Origin of the sequence: Endozoicomonas sp. Mp262, from assembly GCF_025643335.1 — a bacterium.
GTDB lineage: Bacteria > Pseudomonadota > Gammaproteobacteria > Pseudomonadales > Endozoicomonadaceae > Endonucleibacter.
In genome coordinates, this window is the sequence record NZ_CP092489.1 from 1,077,110 (window position 1) to 1,090,966 (window position 13,857).

Annotated in this window: 14 protein-coding genes and 1 tRNA gene; 11 read left to right on the forward strand and 4 right to left on the reverse strand. The window is 44.5% G+C overall.

What is annotated here, in order from left to right; all coding sequences use genetic code 11:
* Positions 1-4 precede the first annotated feature (4 nt).
* The 7 genes from MJ595_RS04715 to MJ595_RS04745 all read left to right on the forward strand — a co-directional run bounded on the left by MJ595_RS04715 (position 5) and on the right by MJ595_RS04745 (position 6,630).
* Positions 5-1,132 carry a hypothetical protein gene (locus MJ595_RS04715; protein WP_263081333.1) on the forward strand — a complete coding sequence of 376 codons (1,128 nt, stop codon included), beginning with the start codon at positions 5-7 and terminating at the stop codon, positions 1,130-1,132.
* Between the two features lie 90 nt (positions 1,133-1,222).
* Positions 1,223-2,389 (forward strand): hypothetical protein, encoded by a 1,167-nt coding sequence (locus MJ595_RS04720; protein WP_263081334.1) that lies wholly within the window; start codon positions 1,223-1,225, stop codon positions 2,387-2,389.
* 77 nt (positions 2,390-2,466) lie between these two features.
* On the forward strand, positions 2,467-3,867 hold the full coding sequence (locus MJ595_RS04725) for an IS1380 family transposase (RefSeq protein WP_263322433.1): 1,401 nt from the start codon (positions 2,467-2,469) through the stop codon (positions 3,865-3,867).
* A 178-nt stretch (positions 3,868-4,045) separates the two neighbouring features.
* Positions 4,046-4,507 carry a hypothetical protein gene (locus MJ595_RS04730; RefSeq protein WP_263081335.1) on the forward strand — a complete coding sequence of 154 codons (462 nt, stop codon included), beginning with the start codon at positions 4,046-4,048 and terminating at the stop codon, positions 4,505-4,507.
* A 53-nt stretch (positions 4,508-4,560) separates the two neighbouring features.
* Positions 4,561-5,826, forward strand: a complete 1,266-nt coding sequence (locus tag MJ595_RS04735) for an FAD-dependent monooxygenase (RefSeq protein ID WP_263081336.1) — start codon at positions 4,561-4,563, stop codon at positions 5,824-5,826.
* A 76-nt stretch (positions 5,827-5,902) separates the two neighbouring features.
* Entirely contained in the window at positions 5,903-6,454 is a 552-nt protein-coding gene (gene idi, locus MJ595_RS04740) for an isopentenyl-diphosphate Delta-isomerase (protein ID WP_263081337.1), read from the forward strand.
* A 102-nt stretch (positions 6,455-6,556) separates the two neighbouring features.
* Positions 6,557-6,630, forward strand: a tRNA-Gly gene (locus MJ595_RS04745).
* Positions 6,631-6,707: 77 nt separating this feature from the next.
* Here the strand turns inward: MJ595_RS04745 and MJ595_RS04750 are convergent.
* Both MJ595_RS04750 and MJ595_RS04755 read right to left on the reverse strand, forming a co-directional pair.
* Positions 6,708-7,361 carry an IS630 family transposase gene (locus MJ595_RS04750; protein WP_263322427.1) on the reverse strand — a complete coding sequence of 218 codons (654 nt, stop codon included), beginning with the start codon at positions 7,359-7,361 and terminating at the stop codon, positions 6,708-6,710.
* Entirely contained in the window at positions 7,283-7,756 is a 474-nt protein-coding gene (locus tag MJ595_RS04755; protein ID WP_263078037.1) for a helix-turn-helix domain-containing protein, read from the reverse strand. Before MJ595_RS04755 ends, MJ595_RS04750 begins: the two co-directional genes overlap by 79 nt.
* A 227-nt stretch (positions 7,757-7,983) precedes the next feature.
* On the opposite strand from MJ595_RS04755, the gene MJ595_RS04760 reads away from it, so the two are divergent.
* The 3 genes from MJ595_RS04760 to MJ595_RS04770 are packed head-to-tail and all read left to right on the forward strand — an operon-like array spanning position 7,984 to position 11,839.
* Complete coding sequence (locus tag MJ595_RS04760) at positions 7,984-8,994, forward strand: ammonium transporter (RefSeq protein WP_263081338.1); 1,011 nt, start codon at positions 7,984-7,986, stop codon at positions 8,992-8,994.
* A 56-nt stretch (positions 8,995-9,050) separates the two neighbouring features.
* Positions 9,051-10,724 carry a transposase gene (locus MJ595_RS04765; protein ID WP_263078486.1) on the forward strand — a complete coding sequence of 558 codons (1,674 nt, stop codon included), beginning with the start codon at positions 9,051-9,053 and terminating at the stop codon, positions 10,722-10,724.
* Positions 10,700-11,839: an ATP-binding protein gene (locus MJ595_RS04770; protein ID WP_263081339.1), complete on the forward strand. Its 1,140-nt coding sequence runs from the start codon at positions 10,700-10,702 to the stop codon at positions 11,837-11,839. The genes MJ595_RS04765 and MJ595_RS04770 overlap by 25 nt, the downstream gene beginning before the upstream one ends.
* An 80-nt stretch (positions 11,840-11,919) precedes the next feature.
* Here the strand turns inward: MJ595_RS04770 and MJ595_RS04775 are convergent, their stop codons facing one another.
* Both MJ595_RS04775 and MJ595_RS04780 read right to left on the reverse strand, forming a co-directional pair.
* Complete coding sequence (locus MJ595_RS04775; RefSeq protein WP_263081340.1) at positions 11,920-12,663, reverse strand: TIGR00266 family protein; 744 nt, start codon at positions 12,661-12,663, stop codon at positions 11,920-11,922.
* Positions 12,664-12,894: 231 nt separating this feature from the next.
* Positions 12,895-13,062, reverse strand: a complete 168-nt coding sequence (locus MJ595_RS04780; protein WP_263081341.1) for a hypothetical protein — start codon at positions 13,060-13,062, stop codon at positions 12,895-12,897.
* Between the two features lie 163 nt (positions 13,063-13,225).
* Here MJ595_RS04780 and MJ595_RS04785 point away from each other — a divergent pair, with 163 nt between their 5' ends.
* Positions 13,226-13,813, forward strand: a complete 588-nt coding sequence (locus MJ595_RS04785) for a queuosine precursor transporter (protein ID WP_263081342.1) — start codon at positions 13,226-13,228, stop codon at positions 13,811-13,813.
* The last annotated feature ends 44 nt before the right edge of the window (positions 13,814-13,857 follow it).

A 13,857-nucleotide genomic window follows, 5' to 3' on the forward strand; every position in this document is an offset into this window, starting at 1 on the left:
AGGTATGATAGCAGTCACCTGTAAGCAAAAACCTGCACCCGTGTTTTTATGGCTTGAAAAGCGCCACCCACCATTAGTATGGGAATATAAACATCATCACAGCTACCCTAGCCTGGCAAACCGCACAAAATCAGAACATATTAGAAGAGGGCAGATCTTTTACAATAAGCAGATGCAAAGGATAAAGAGCGGCTATTTACCTGGTTTCAATACCTACACTTTTTCCAGTCTGTCTCAAAAACCAACATTATTTACCTTGAAACAGGTCATAAAAGCCTATGATATGAAGTGGAGTTTGGTTGAAACGCAAGTAATTCCTGACAATTTTATTTCACGGTGGTTATGGGATGTTTTCAGTTGGATTCAGGCGGCCATAAAAAAATACGAGAAAAACCCCCATTTAAAAAATATGTCATTCAATGAAATTCTTTCCGGCTATGATCCGGGCCTTGATATTGTCGCCAGACACACAGTCAGACAGTTGATTGAATTAGAAACTAAGCAAGATGATGTCCGGCTTTATTTATGGTCCCGGTTTATTTTAGCTTGGCTTTATTACATGGCGGCTGAAGTTGGCATTACTTTTAACTTTCTGGATTGGTCTAAAACCGCCCCTACTCTTGATCAATTCAGGCTCGAAGAAACCCTATCAAGGGATCCCCATGAGGATCATAGTCATCTGGTAAAAACCAATAAATTATTAGCTGCCTATTATAGTAATTCACAGCCTGAAAAAATTTTTCGATCACGTTCCCTGTGGGCTCTATTAAATAGAATTTGGATTGGTGCCGAAGATAATATTTTTCACAGCAATTTTTTAATTAAGCAGGATTTTTTACTTGCCACATCTATTCTACCTATATTTCTTGAGGTATTTGGTTCTACCTTGCTAGAGTTAGTTGAAGATGAAATTATTTTATTTGAATTGTGGACTGATAAAGTCTTAAGATACAAACGTATTAAATTTAACTGGAGGAAGGTATTACGGAACTTTCATAATGAGAACCCTGATTTTTTCCAGACAGATAGCGATAACACTCCTGAATCATCAGATGACCAGCCACCATCAATAGGTTCTCGTGCAGTCAAAAAGTACCCAAGCCAGTCATATCCGAGAGGATGTGATATCTAACCTTTATAGTAATTTTTATGCAGGAAAAGAAAACACAAAAGTCAAATAAGAGCTATCTTTACTTTCATTTATATACACGGTTACAGTCAGATGATCCCAATAAAATATAGCACTCCATTTTTTTTATATTTAACACACCTTATTCCATTAATATTATTATCTATACTTCCCTGTAATCCAGCTTGCGCAGGAACTGGAAACATTATAGAAGTTTTCATTGGCCAGAACAATGAGCTTCACGACAATGCTGGCACCATGGAAAAAAAGGGTTTAAGAAATAAAAAACAACGCTCTTCTGATAATACACCCTATATTGAAATTGAAATAAGTGATAGTGACATTCACCATCAAACGATGGCTTTACAACAATCCAAAGAAAGTCATGGTAGCGATCGGGATGATTTAGGAAGAAACTCTCCTTATTCTGAAAGAATGGATGAAGCAATGGAGCAAGAAGAGTCTACCCTGCAAATTCTCCACAATTTGAAAGATACCGCATTAGAAATCCACTCAGGAAATCATAGAATTCGCATAAATACTAAAACTGTCACTTTACAGCAGCATCAAGCAGCCCTTAAAGTACTTTCCTCATTCTCTTCAGATGAAACGGATATTGATTCAAAAGCAAGCAGTACCCAATATAAAGACCCCAAACAAAAAATCCTAACCCTAGTGATTGAAGGAATAATCCCTAATGTCGACATACCAATATATCGTATCTGGGATCCTCATATTTATGGATCGGCGGAAGAATATATTTGGGATACATATCTATTACTGAAAGGAATAACATCAGCCTCTAAAAAAGTTCTATCTCCCTTTGATACTATAGTATTTACTCGGATTAGAAATATGCTCGACTGGTTCTTTAGCAGTTGTTTAAAAGGGAAATCTATAGATGCTAATTCTACTGATTCCATGATACAACACTCATATTCTGAAAGCATTGATTATGAATGTAATGAGCAGTCACCCATGCAGGAAGAATTATCACATTGTGAGGAATTTGCATTCAAAAAATTAAATAACGATACCTTAATGATTTATGGTAGAGCATCTTATCAACTAACATCAGAAAAAAAACTAGGGCTAGTATTTTTAGAACCACCAGACTCTCAATTACCTTTACCAATGGTTGCTAACTTGCTTGGCTGTACGCTAGATCCACCATTCCCGCATGATGAAGATGCATTAGGTTTGGAAATGGAATATGCTTTGCAGCAAATATATAGACTAGCCCGGATATTTCATAAATAAAGGCAAGTTCCGTCCAATCTGTTGGTACGATTGGATTGACAAAAAAATGCTTCGGAAAAAGCAAACCGGAACTTGCCATGACCCAATCTACACAAGAGCAGCTTCGCTTTCATCCTTCAAATGGTAAAACTATCCGTGCGGACTTCAATGGTGGAGAGTTATCTTCAGATTTTGGGGCTCTGCTGTTACGGGAAACCATATTGCATAGCGGACTTATTTCCAGACTGACCCAGGCCATTGATGACAAGCGTCACCCATCCTACATTGACCACTCTCTGCAAAACCTCCTGGTTCAGCGAATTTTGCAAATGGCTTGCGGTTATGAGGATGCCAACGACAGCAACCGCCTCCGTAAAGACCCCATGTTAAAGCTGGCTACCGGACGAAACCCTTTGGATGATGATAACCACCTGGCTTCATCTCCCACCTACACACGGCTCGGGAAGTCCATGCGGCGCAAAGATATCTATCAAATGGCTGAAGCATTTGTGCATCATTTTATCGCCAGTTATGACTTGCCACCTATGGCTATCGTGATCGATCTTGATCACACACCGGCCATTACCCACGGATCGCAGCAAATGAATTTGTTTAATGCCAAATATCAGGACTACTGTTATCTGCCTTTGCTGATTTTTGAAGGTCTCAGTGGCAAGCTGATTACTGCCATCCTCCGTCCAGGCAAAACGCCAACAGGCAGGGAAAATGCCGCTATTATCAAGCGTGTCATCAAGCTTATCCGTAAACGGTGGCCAAAAACCCATTTGCTGGTGCGCGGGGATAGCCACTTTGCTCAACCTGAGTTAATGCATGTTGTTCAGGCTAATACTCATGCTGATTATGTGCTGGGTAAAGGTGCCGGTCACAAGACGGCCTTACGCCCTAAAGCCAAAGAGTTGCTAGATGAGGCTCGTCGAGCTTTCAAGGTTAAAACAGCCTTAGCCAAGTTGAACGATATGCCTGAGCCAGAACGACTCAGGCTGTACGGTGAGGCCGAGTATCAGGCTAAAAGCTGGAAAGGGCTCGATACCCGGATAATCTATAAGGCAGAGGTTAACGAGAAAGGCGACAATCCCCGCTTTATTGTCACCTCAATCAAAGAGGCTTCCCCAGAGGTGATTTATGAGGATCTGTACTGCCCAAGAGGGCAGGATGAGAATTTCATTAAGCACCTGAAAAGTGATCTGTCCGGTGACAGACTGTCAGACCAGACCTTTCTGGCCAATCACTTGAGACTGTTTTATGCCTGTGCGGCTTACGTTCTGCATTACGAGCTGAGAACCAAGGCTTTGAAAGGAACGGAACTGGAGAAAGCCCAGCCATCAACGGTAATCACAAAACTCTGCAAAGTAGCGGTTAAGGTGGTTGAGTACAAGGATCGGATCAAACTGCACCTACCCAGCAGCTGCCCATTCAAGAAGCTTTTGCAGCATGTAACAGAGATATTTTATCAAATGCCGTTGCCTCGGCCTGGGTAGCAGCCTCCACAACGCTTAGCCCGCCTAAATAATAACCAGATGAGAGACGTTTGGAGTATTCATTCGGCCTAAAAAAGCAGAATTGATCGTTAAATGTTCAGATTGGTGTAGTCGGAGCCTGAAGACCTTTAGTCACAGAGTGATAAAACAGCAGCCCCCACAGAAAAGTCAAAATTGAATGGACAGCCTGCTGCTTTATGAAATATCCGGGCTAGGACTTAATTCTAAAAAAGATAGAAATCCTCCCCAGCTTCGCGGAAGCAATAGAAAAAATAAAGGTATAAATAGATTAGAAAGGAAGCATCATTACCAAGCTAATAAACGCCTTCCACGACAAGCACAAGGAGCAACCTACAGCCAAGTTGTCCGCCCCCTTGAGGATAAGAGTGTGTTTAGGGATCAGCATGAAGGTGCATCCCCGGCTGGAACAGAAAAAAGGCATGTTAGAAGAAATATACCTTTCAAGGGTACAACACCTGATACACCCAATAGCTATATCCTGAAAACACAGTGTCATGCAGAGTTTAATAAAAAAATAAAATGGAAAAAGTTAAAAAAAGCCAGCAGGCGACGCGTTAAGAACGCTCTCTTACAAAAAAATAATCCGCTGCCAAGAATTGCAGGGCAACCAGCTTATTGAGCCACCGGAAGCTCTGTGGTTAGATAGTTTCCGTATAGATAACGGGCAGGGCTATGAAAGAGCAGCACTTCGATGTATTGATAGTAGGCGCAGGCATGGTCGGTTCCGCACTGGCCACGGCGCTGGGTAGCCAGAAGCTGAAAGTGGCCGTGTTTGATCGGACTTTACCTGAGCCTTTCCAGCCAGATCAGCTGCCCGACCTGCGTGTCTCTGCCCTCAGTTATGCCTCGGAACACATCCTTCGTCAATTGGGTGCCTGGGAACCCATGAGAAAAATGCGCATGTGTCCCTACCGGAAGATGGCCGTATGGGAAAAACTGGATGGATCCTTGGCTGCAATAAAAGGACGACCAAACCAGACGGTATTCGATGCATCAGCCATCCGCTATGCCCAGCTGGGTTTTATTGCAGAAAATCGGGTGACCCAGCTAGGACTGCATCAAGCCATGGCTCAACACCACAGCATTGAACTGTTTTGTCCGGCAGAGATCGAAAAAATTACCCTTGTTAATAATGCGTCACCCAGAATTCAATTAAGCAATGGTCAGTGCTTTACAGGACGCCTGCTGGTCGGTGCCGATGGTGCAAACTCGAAAGTACGTAAAGCAGCCTGCCTTGGCCTGAGCCAGCAGGACTATCAACAACACTGCCTGGTTGCTACCGCTGAAATTAAAGGCGGTTGTCAGGATATCACCTGGCAGGCCTTTACCCCAACAGGGCCAGAGTCATTCTTGCCTCTTCCCGATATCAACGGTAAAAGCTATGCCTCTATTGTCTGGTATCACCATCCGGAAGTTATTAAACAGCTAAAAGCCTTAAGTGATGATGACTTTATCTCAGAGATTAGAAACACATTTCCTGAAGAGTTACCACCACTGGTCAGACTGCATGAAAAAGGCTCATTTCCCCTGTCAAGGCGCCATGCTCAACGCTACTATCGCCCGGGTGTGGTACTAGCAGGTGATGCTGCACATACCATTAACCCTCTGGCTGGGCAGGGGGTTAACCTTGGCTTTCAGGATATGGCCTGGCTGGCTGAAATTCTGATGGATGCCCATAAAGCTGGAGAAGATATCGGCAGCCCCAAAGTACTGGCTCGCTACGAAGCCGCTCGAAGAGCCGATAATCAGCGGATGATGACCATCATGGACGGTTTCTATCATACCTTTAGTAATGACCATCCCCCTCTGAAGCTAATCCGTAACATGGGTTTGACCCTGGCAGGGAAGATGACGCCTGCGGTCAAGCAAGTAATGAAATACGCCATGGGACTTTCCGGAAAACAGCCCAGACTGGCACGGGGATTACCATTAGTATAAGTGAAAGGACGGGCGTCATAGCTGGCTATAATGGTTTAGACTTATTTGTCTTTCATAATCCAGCAATCAGGTATACATGACCCATTCAGAGCACGTTATTCTAGTCGATGAGAATGGCACTATTTCTGGCCAGCAGGAAAAGCTTCAGGCTCATATTACCGGAGAACTGCACCAGGCATTTTCTGTGATGCTATACCGCTATTCCCGGTCTGGTGAACGAGAATACTTGCTGCAACAACGTGCTGAAGGCAAATACCATAGCGGCAGGCTGTGGACCAATACTTGCTGCTCCCACCCCCGTATTAATGAAGATCTTGAGCAAGCCTGCCTGCGTCGACTTAAAGAGGAACTGGGTATTGATCAGCCTTTGACTCTTCAGGAAATAGGGGTCTTTTGTTACCACGCCCAACTGGATAATAACCTGATTGAACATGAACGAGATCATGTCTGGGTTGGTGAGGCGGTAAAACTGTGTCTAGCACCTAACCCTGTGGAAGTCATGAATTGCCGTTGGTGGTCAACCCATGAGATTGAACAGGGACTTAAAGAAAACCCGGCCCAATTTACCGCCTGGTTTACAGATGTATTTAACAGGGTTAAAAACTGGCTGAACCTGGCTCGGACTTGATGTTGGTCAATATTACTTTTTATAACTGAATTGCACAAAACCAAACGCAGCGCTAGAATCGGAAAACATCAGGTGGATAGCATCACTTGGTGCCTCCAGTTTGCGGGTGTAGTTCAATGGTAGAACAGGAGCTTCCCAAGCTTCTAACGTGGGTTCGATTCCCATCACCCGCTCCATAAAAAGCTCTACAGTCCAGAAAGTCAAAGTCATACACCGAATCAACTAAGTAGTGTATAGATTGCTTTCGAATAATTTAACCATCCAGTCGGACAGTATTAGAAAATGAGATCATATACTCCTCTCCAAATGAAAAAAGCACCCGTTCAACTTCTTTTTCAAATTCCGCAAAGCTCTTGATTGACAAGAGGTTGAGCCATTCATACTTTATTTTCCTCCACAGGATTTCAATCAGGTTGAGCTCAGGTGAATATGTTGGCAGAAAGCAGACCAGCAATTTCTTTTCAATCATCCAGTCATCAATTCTGGCACAAAACTTTTTGCTGGTGTGAATGCTGGCATTATCCACCATAACTACCGTGTAACGATCATTTGAGCTGTATTTTTCATCTGCCATTTTCTCTGCAAAGTCATCAAAGGCCGCAATCACCGTATCGCTATTCACTGAACCCACAACAGGATAATGAAATAGCTCACAGCTTCGGTTCATAAACCCCAGTACGTTGATGCGTTTACTTTTGACTGATGGTATTCTGAGCTGCTTTCCTTTTTCCTGCCAACCGTATGGCACACAAGGTTCCTGGGTAAAGCCGGACTCATCAAAATAAAATAAATTGATTAACCCTTTGCTCTCGGCTTCCTGGGCATCTTTCAGAGCAGTTTTACAGTCATGGAATTGCTCTTCGTCCCGTTTATGTTTGCATGATTTACGGAGTCTTTTGTAAACCAGCCCTGCTTTTTTACAATGTTTGCCAGAGTAATTTTTGATGAAGATTTACCGGTTTCATCCTCGATCTTGGATTTGACATACGATAAGCGACGAGGCTCTTCAGCCACTAATTCTTTTATGCGTTGCACTTCGGATTCGTCATATATGCACGGCCTACCGCCACCATGCCCCTTGTACAAGGCACGAATACCATATTCTTCCCAATCATCAATCCACTGAGAAGCAGTTTGATATCTAATTTCAAGTATTTCGGCAATTTGCTCAAGGGTAAAGCCACGATTGCTCAATAAAAGGCTATGGGCTCTTTCCCTTATACATCTCAGAGGTCCGTAGTGTTTGGCGAATTTCAAAGTTAATAAAACAGCTTCATCAGTGATTGTAGTGACGTACTTCATAGGGAGAGGGATTTAAAGACCAGTACTCTCTTTATAATAGAGTAAATGTATCATTCAATAGCTATCTGATCGTTAGATCAAGAAGTAGATTTCTCGTACTGGCCGAACATCCAGTTTATTTGAAACCAAACTATGACCTACTTACTCTGCCTTTTTATCAATAGCCCTTCAGCTACAATCAACTATAGGGTCACCCAAAAACCAAACCAATAAAAAATCACAGGCCTATGTCCCCGGATACCGTCAATATTTTGTTCCTGTCATTCTGTATTGCTCTTGTATTTATGATGCAGGTGGGTTTTCTATGCTTTGAGGCAGGCGCTGTAAGAAGCAAAAACACTATAAATGTTGCTTCCAAAAACCTGCTTGATTTTATTATCGTCACACTGGCTTATGTGGGACTGGGTTTCTATATCCAATATGGCGCTTTTAATGCTCTGCTGGAAAATAGCCCTCCGGATTCAAAAGGAAGCCTCTATCTATTTCTCATGTTTCAAACCTTATTTGCCGCCACTGCCGCAACCCTGGTTTCAGGCGCTGTAGCCGAGCGCTGCGGGTTAAAAGGTTACCTGATTATCAGCCTTCTGATTGCTGCATTCATCTATCCCGTCGCAGGCCAGTGGATATGGGGAGGCACTCTCGGCACAAAGGCTGGCTGGCTTGCACAAATGGGCTTTATTGATTTTGCTGGCTCAACCGCAGTTCACAGCCTCGGGGGCAGTGTTGCTCTGGCGGCATTACTAATTATTGGCCCAAGAAAGGGCGTCTACGAACAGGAAAATGGTTTCAGGGGGCAGAATATCGTACTGAGCCTGATGGGCTTGTTATTCCTATGGCTGGGATGGTTTGGGTTTAACATGGGTAGCCTGATAAAACTGGGTCCACTGGCACCCGTTATTCTTATAAATACCTTTGTGGCGGCAGCGGCAGGCGGTATCGCTGCAATGATCTGGAGCCATTTTTTTGATAAAAAAGTTAATTTGCTGACTGTAGCCAATGGCATATTGGCAGGACTGGTGGGCATTACCGCCGGAGCCCATGCAATGATTCCTGAAACGGCAATAGTCATTGGCCTGATTTCAGGGCTACTTTACTGTTTTGCCATGGTACTTATGAATTACTTCAAGCTTGATGATGTGGTTGGTGCCGTTCCTGTTCATCTGGCTGCTGGTTTCTGGGGCACCCTTGCTGTGGCTCTGTTGGGAGATCCTGAAGTGCTTGATACCGGCAATGAGTAAGTTCTCAATAACTGCTGGATAGCTGCAAAATTCTGATATACATCTATCCTTCCCTCATGCAACCCCCAATCAATCAAGAGCAAGTGTACTCACCTGCGAGATTACTGAATCTTGTTGCTCAGCAGCAAGGGCAGATTACTCAGCAGCAAGAGCAGATAGCGAAGCTTCAAGCGCTTGTTGAGGCACTGCAAGCGCAGATTCGTCGTCTTAAAAAACTGCCGCCAAAGCCTGATATCAGACCCAATACAAAACCAAAAGATGATGGTAAAAAGGGTGATAATGGTCCCGGTGATGACAACGAACCGCCTGATAATTCAGGGAAACGTAAGGTTGAGAAGCCTGGCGAACGAACACGAAAAAATCGCCAACAGCCTGATAAGCCAGCAACAGAAAAAATCATCACCGTAGAAGTATCTGATGTCCCGTCTGGTTCGACACCAAACGGATTTAGCTCTTTTTCTGTACAAGAGCTGACTATTCAGGCGTTCACGGTCGAGTATCATTTGGAGCAATGGCAGACGCCCGACGGACAAACCATCACAGCAAAACCTCCCGAAAGCCTGCATGGACATCACTATGGACCACAACTCCAGTCCTATTTGTTGTACCAGCATCACGGTTGCTCGGTGACTCAGCCGCAGCTGTTGGACTGGTTGTGGGATATAGGAATCTCAATGTCCGCGGGAGAACTTCATCGGCTACTCACTGAAGGTCATACTGACTTTCATGAAGAAAAAGACGCTTTGCTGGCAACAGGGTTCAAATGCTCCCGCTACATCCAGACCGATGACACCGGAGCTAGGCATAAAGGACAAAATGGCTACTGTACCATTATCAACAATGAGCTATTTGCCTGGTTTGAGAGCACAGGCAGTAAGAGTAGGGAAAACTTCCTGAGCCTCTTGCATCGCCCCTGGAAGACTTATTCCGTCACGCAGGACGCCTTGGACTATCTGGAAAAATTTGATTACCCGGAGAAGTGGCTAAGCATCATCAGGCAATACATGGGCGTTACGTTTTTAAACCGGGAAGCCTGGGAAGCAGCCCTTAACGACCATGGGCTAACGGGAAAGACCCGGCGCAAGCAAGCAGCAGAAGCGCTTATTTACAGCAGCTTAATGGCTCATGGTATGGGACACCTGACCACATTCAGTGATGGTGCTCAGCAGTTCAACGTATTCAACCATGCTCAATGCTGGGTTCATGCGGAGCGGGGATTGGCTAAAGTCCACCCGGTCAATGAGCAGCAAGCCAGTGCACAGTACTGGTGTCGTACATGGTTCTGGGCTATCTACAACGATTTAAAAGTCTTCAAGGCCAGCCCCGATAAAAGTAAAGCTCAAAACATACGTCGCGATTTCAAGGCCCTGACTAATACCCAGGTAGACTTTCCTGATTTACAGGACGCACTGTCAGGGCTGGTCGTTATAGAGAAGGAATTGCTACAGGTACTCGATGCTCCAAGCCTTCCGCTCCATAACAACCTGAGCGAAAGCCAAATACGGGAATACGTGAAACGACGAAAAATCAGCGGCGGCACAAAAAGCAAAGCGGGAAGAAAGTGCCGGGATACGTTTGCCAGCCTGAAAAAAACTTGCCGGTTGTACGGTTTATCGTTTTGGCATTATCTGAAAGATCGAATCATGGGCAGTGGCAGTTTTCCCTGGTTGCCCGACCTGATAGAACAAGCATCCAGCGACTTTTCGTGTGGGTTAACCAGCAGTTATTGAGAACTTACGGCAATGACTATACAACTCAGCTGGGTATTCAAGTATTGGGTTCTCTTATCGTTATTGTTTGGTCTTTTAGTATCAGCTACATAATACTCGGCCTGATCAATCGATTTATCCCTCTAAGGGTTCCGGAAAAAAGTGAACAGATAGGGCTGAATATTGCTGAACATGGGGCCGTTTCTGAGCTGGCCCTGCTTGTGGGGCAGCTTGAAAAACAATCAACCACGGAACAGTTCAGCCCTTTGGGCACTGATTCTTTTTCAGAACTCTATCCCATAGCCCAACAATACAACCTGATATTAAACCGGTTCCTGCACTCCCAGTCCGCTATGAAGCAAAATATTGCAGCACTGGAAGAGTTACGAGATCAGCTACAAAGCCAAAAAGATATCGCCGAGACGGCCAATCAGCATAAAACGGAGTTTTTGGCTAAAATGAGCCATGAAATAAGAACCCCGCTTAACGGAATCATCAGCCTTGCAGAATTGCTCAATGATGAAACATTAACCAGTGAACAAAAACAATATATCACCATTATCCTTCAGTCAGGGCAGTCCTTATTAGCAATAATCAATGACATTCTGGACTTTTCAAAGATAGAGGCCGGCAAATTAGCCTTGAATCAGCAGCCTTATCATCTTAAGCCATTACTTGAACAATGTATCGCTGCCTTTACCGCAGAAACCCTGAACAAACCTATCGAGCTAAAACTGGATATTCAGTCTAAGGCAATGCCTGAGCAGTTCAACGGTGACTCTGGCCGAATCCGGCAAATCATCATGAATCTGTTAGGAAATGCCTTTAAGTTTACAGAACAAGGGCAAATCAAGCTTTCCGCTGATTATGATCCGGTTCAGGAGCTGCTCACTGTAACAGTGTCTGATACCGGCAAGGGCATTGCTGACCATCGACTTGGCGATATCTTCCAGTCCTTCGAACAGGAAGATAATTCAACCCAACGCAAATTCGGAGGAAGTGGGCTGGGCCTGACAATTTCCAAACAGTTGGTGGCGCTAATGGGTGGGGATATCTGGGTTGAAAGCACCCTGGGTAAAGGGTCTTGCTTTTACTTCAGAATCAAAAGCCCGGCCATTAGCCCTGATATTTCCTAAACTCCGCTTACCATCACTGGAATGCGGGAGATAAATCAGTACAGACGCTTCCAGTCGAAGCGCGTTGCATCCTATAGAGTTTACCCTTCCTCGTTCCCACTGGACTTAGGCATTCGATCAAGAATACGATCTGCCAGACGAGAGAAAGGCAGGCTTTGAACCCAAACAGTTCCAGTTCCCTGCAGTGTTGCCAGAAACGCTCCCTCACCGCCAAACACCATGCTTTTTAAACCACCGGATAGCTGAATGTCATAATCAATACCCTGGGTAAAAGCCACCAGGCAGCCGGTATCCAGCCGCAACGTTTCATTATTGAGGGGTTTGGCTATAACAGCTCCACCGGCATGAATAAAGGTCATGCCATCTCCTCTTAGCCGCTGCAAAATAAACCCTTCGCCACCAAAGAAACCACTCCCCAGCTTTTTGTTAAAGGCAATATCGACCTGAGTACCCAGGGCTGCCGCAAGGAATGAGTCTTTCTGGCAGATAACCTCTTCTCCCACCTCTGCCATATTGATTGGGACAACAGACCCAGGAAAAGATGCAGCAAAAGCGACCTTTCTTTTTCCTTCGCCTTCATTAGTAAAGTGGGTCATAAACAGTGACTCACCCGTGATCATCCGCTTCCCTGCACTGAACAGCTTGGAAAAAAGCCCTTGGTCAGCATCAGAGCCATCACCCATTCTGGTTTCAAAAGTGATGTCTTCCTCCATATAATTCATGGCTCCGGCTTCAGCTATCACGGTTTCACCCGGATCTAACTCCACCTCCACAAACTGCATATCATGGCCAATGATTTCATAATCGACTTCATGGCAACGCATAACGGCTTCACTCCCTATTTATTAAAGGTGCTAGGGGCTGTTGAGCCCACTCTATAAAACGGATTGCGTAAAACCCTGATCGCGAGAGCACCACTATGAGGCTAAGATCAAGTGGCTAACAATCATACCGGGGGAAATCATGAGAAATGTTATATCAACAGGCTTCCGACTTACAGCCGTAGCTTCTTTTGGTTTCTGGTGGGTCTGGCTGCTAGGCGGCGCTTCTTATTACTACATCGCTGAACAGTCCTCCTTATGGAACTCACTGACTTCCGGGGCAGGGATCAGCTTGGTTGCTTCCGTCGGTGGTATCTTCAGTGCCTTCTTCTCGGAAATCCTGTCAAGATAAAATAGCAGTGCTTGCCCGGGCCCCTCTCGGGCAAAGATTTTCAGCTGCAATCTTTCTCCTGAAATAGTTAATGGATACCGATACCCATTGATACTAAAAACCATAAGCTATAGAGTTCTGAATTTTTATCCAGCAACAATCCAACCTTGTCAGTTAATAAACGACAAAAGTCTATAACAAGGAATCGATATGACAACGACCCGGGACTACCCAATGTCTGTCCTAGTTGTTTTTTCCCTGTTTTTTTCAGGGATGGCTATTTCAGCGGTATTAGCTTCAAAGATTATTGTTATCGCTGATTATACGGTGCCTGCTGGCGTACTGGCTTATGCCATTACCTTTGCATGTACAGATATTATTGGTGAAGTCTATGGAGAGCGTAACGCCCGTACAATGGTCTTGGCCGGCTTTATTGCCATGCTAGCTGTTGCTGCTCTCGTTGAGCTAGCAGTAGTATGGAAACCAGCCCCATTCTGGGATAATCAAAATATGTTTGAGCAAGTATTAAACAGCAATAGCCGTATTATTTTAGGTAGCCTGGCCGCATATATTTGCAGCCAAATGCTGGATATATGGATTTTTGGACAACTTCGCCATGTCACGAACAGCAAACACTTATGGCTAAGGAATAATTTATCCAGCGTATCTGCACAGCTGGTTGATTCCATCGTTTTTGTATCCATCGCTTATTATGGAAAACTTCCAATACAGGATATAATTATTGGTCAATGGATGGCTAAAATCATAATTTCACTAATAGATACACCCTTCGTATACATAGCCCGGATATTTCATAAATAAAGGCAAGTTCCGTCCAATCTGTTGGTACGATTGGATTGACAAAA

What these genes read in the sequence shown, in the direction of transcription:
- MJ595_RS04715 (WP_263081333.1), top strand. Translation starts at nt 5, where the DNA reads ATGATAGCAGTCACCTGTAAGCAAAAACCTGCACCCGTGTTTTTATGG.
- MJ595_RS04720 (WP_263081334.1), top strand. Translation starts at nt 1,223, where the DNA reads ATGATCCCAATAAAATATAGCACTCCATTTTTTTTATATTTAACACAC.
- MJ595_RS04725 (WP_263322433.1), top strand. Translation starts at nt 2,467, where the DNA reads ATGACCCAATCTACACAAGAGCAGCTTCGCTTTCATCCTTCAAATGGT.
- MJ595_RS04730 (WP_263081335.1), top strand. Translation starts at nt 4,046, where the DNA reads ATGGACAGCCTGCTGCTTTATGAAATATCCGGGCTAGGACTTAATTCT.
- MJ595_RS04735 (WP_263081336.1), top strand. Translation starts at nt 4,561, where the DNA reads ATGAAAGAGCAGCACTTCGATGTATTGATAGTAGGCGCAGGCATGGTC.
- idi (WP_263081337.1), top strand. Translation starts at nt 5,903, where the DNA reads ATGACCCATTCAGAGCACGTTATTCTAGTCGATGAGAATGGCACTATT.
- MJ595_RS04755 (WP_263078037.1), bottom strand. Translation starts at nt 7,756, where the DNA reads ATGAAGTACGTCACTACAATCACTGATGAAGCTGTTTTATTAACTTTG.
- MJ595_RS04760 (WP_263081338.1), top strand. Translation starts at nt 7,984, where the DNA reads ATGTCCCCGGATACCGTCAATATTTTGTTCCTGTCATTCTGTATTGCT.
- MJ595_RS04765 (WP_263078486.1), top strand. Translation starts at nt 9,051, where the DNA reads ATGCAACCCCCAATCAATCAAGAGCAAGTGTACTCACCTGCGAGATTA.
- MJ595_RS04775 (WP_263081340.1), bottom strand. Translation starts at nt 12,663, where the DNA reads ATGCGTTGCCATGAAGTCGATTATGAAATCATTGGCCATGATATGCAG.
- MJ595_RS04785 (WP_263081342.1), top strand. Translation starts at nt 13,226, where the DNA reads ATGTCTGTCCTAGTTGTTTTTTCCCTGTTTTTTTCAGGGATGGCTATT.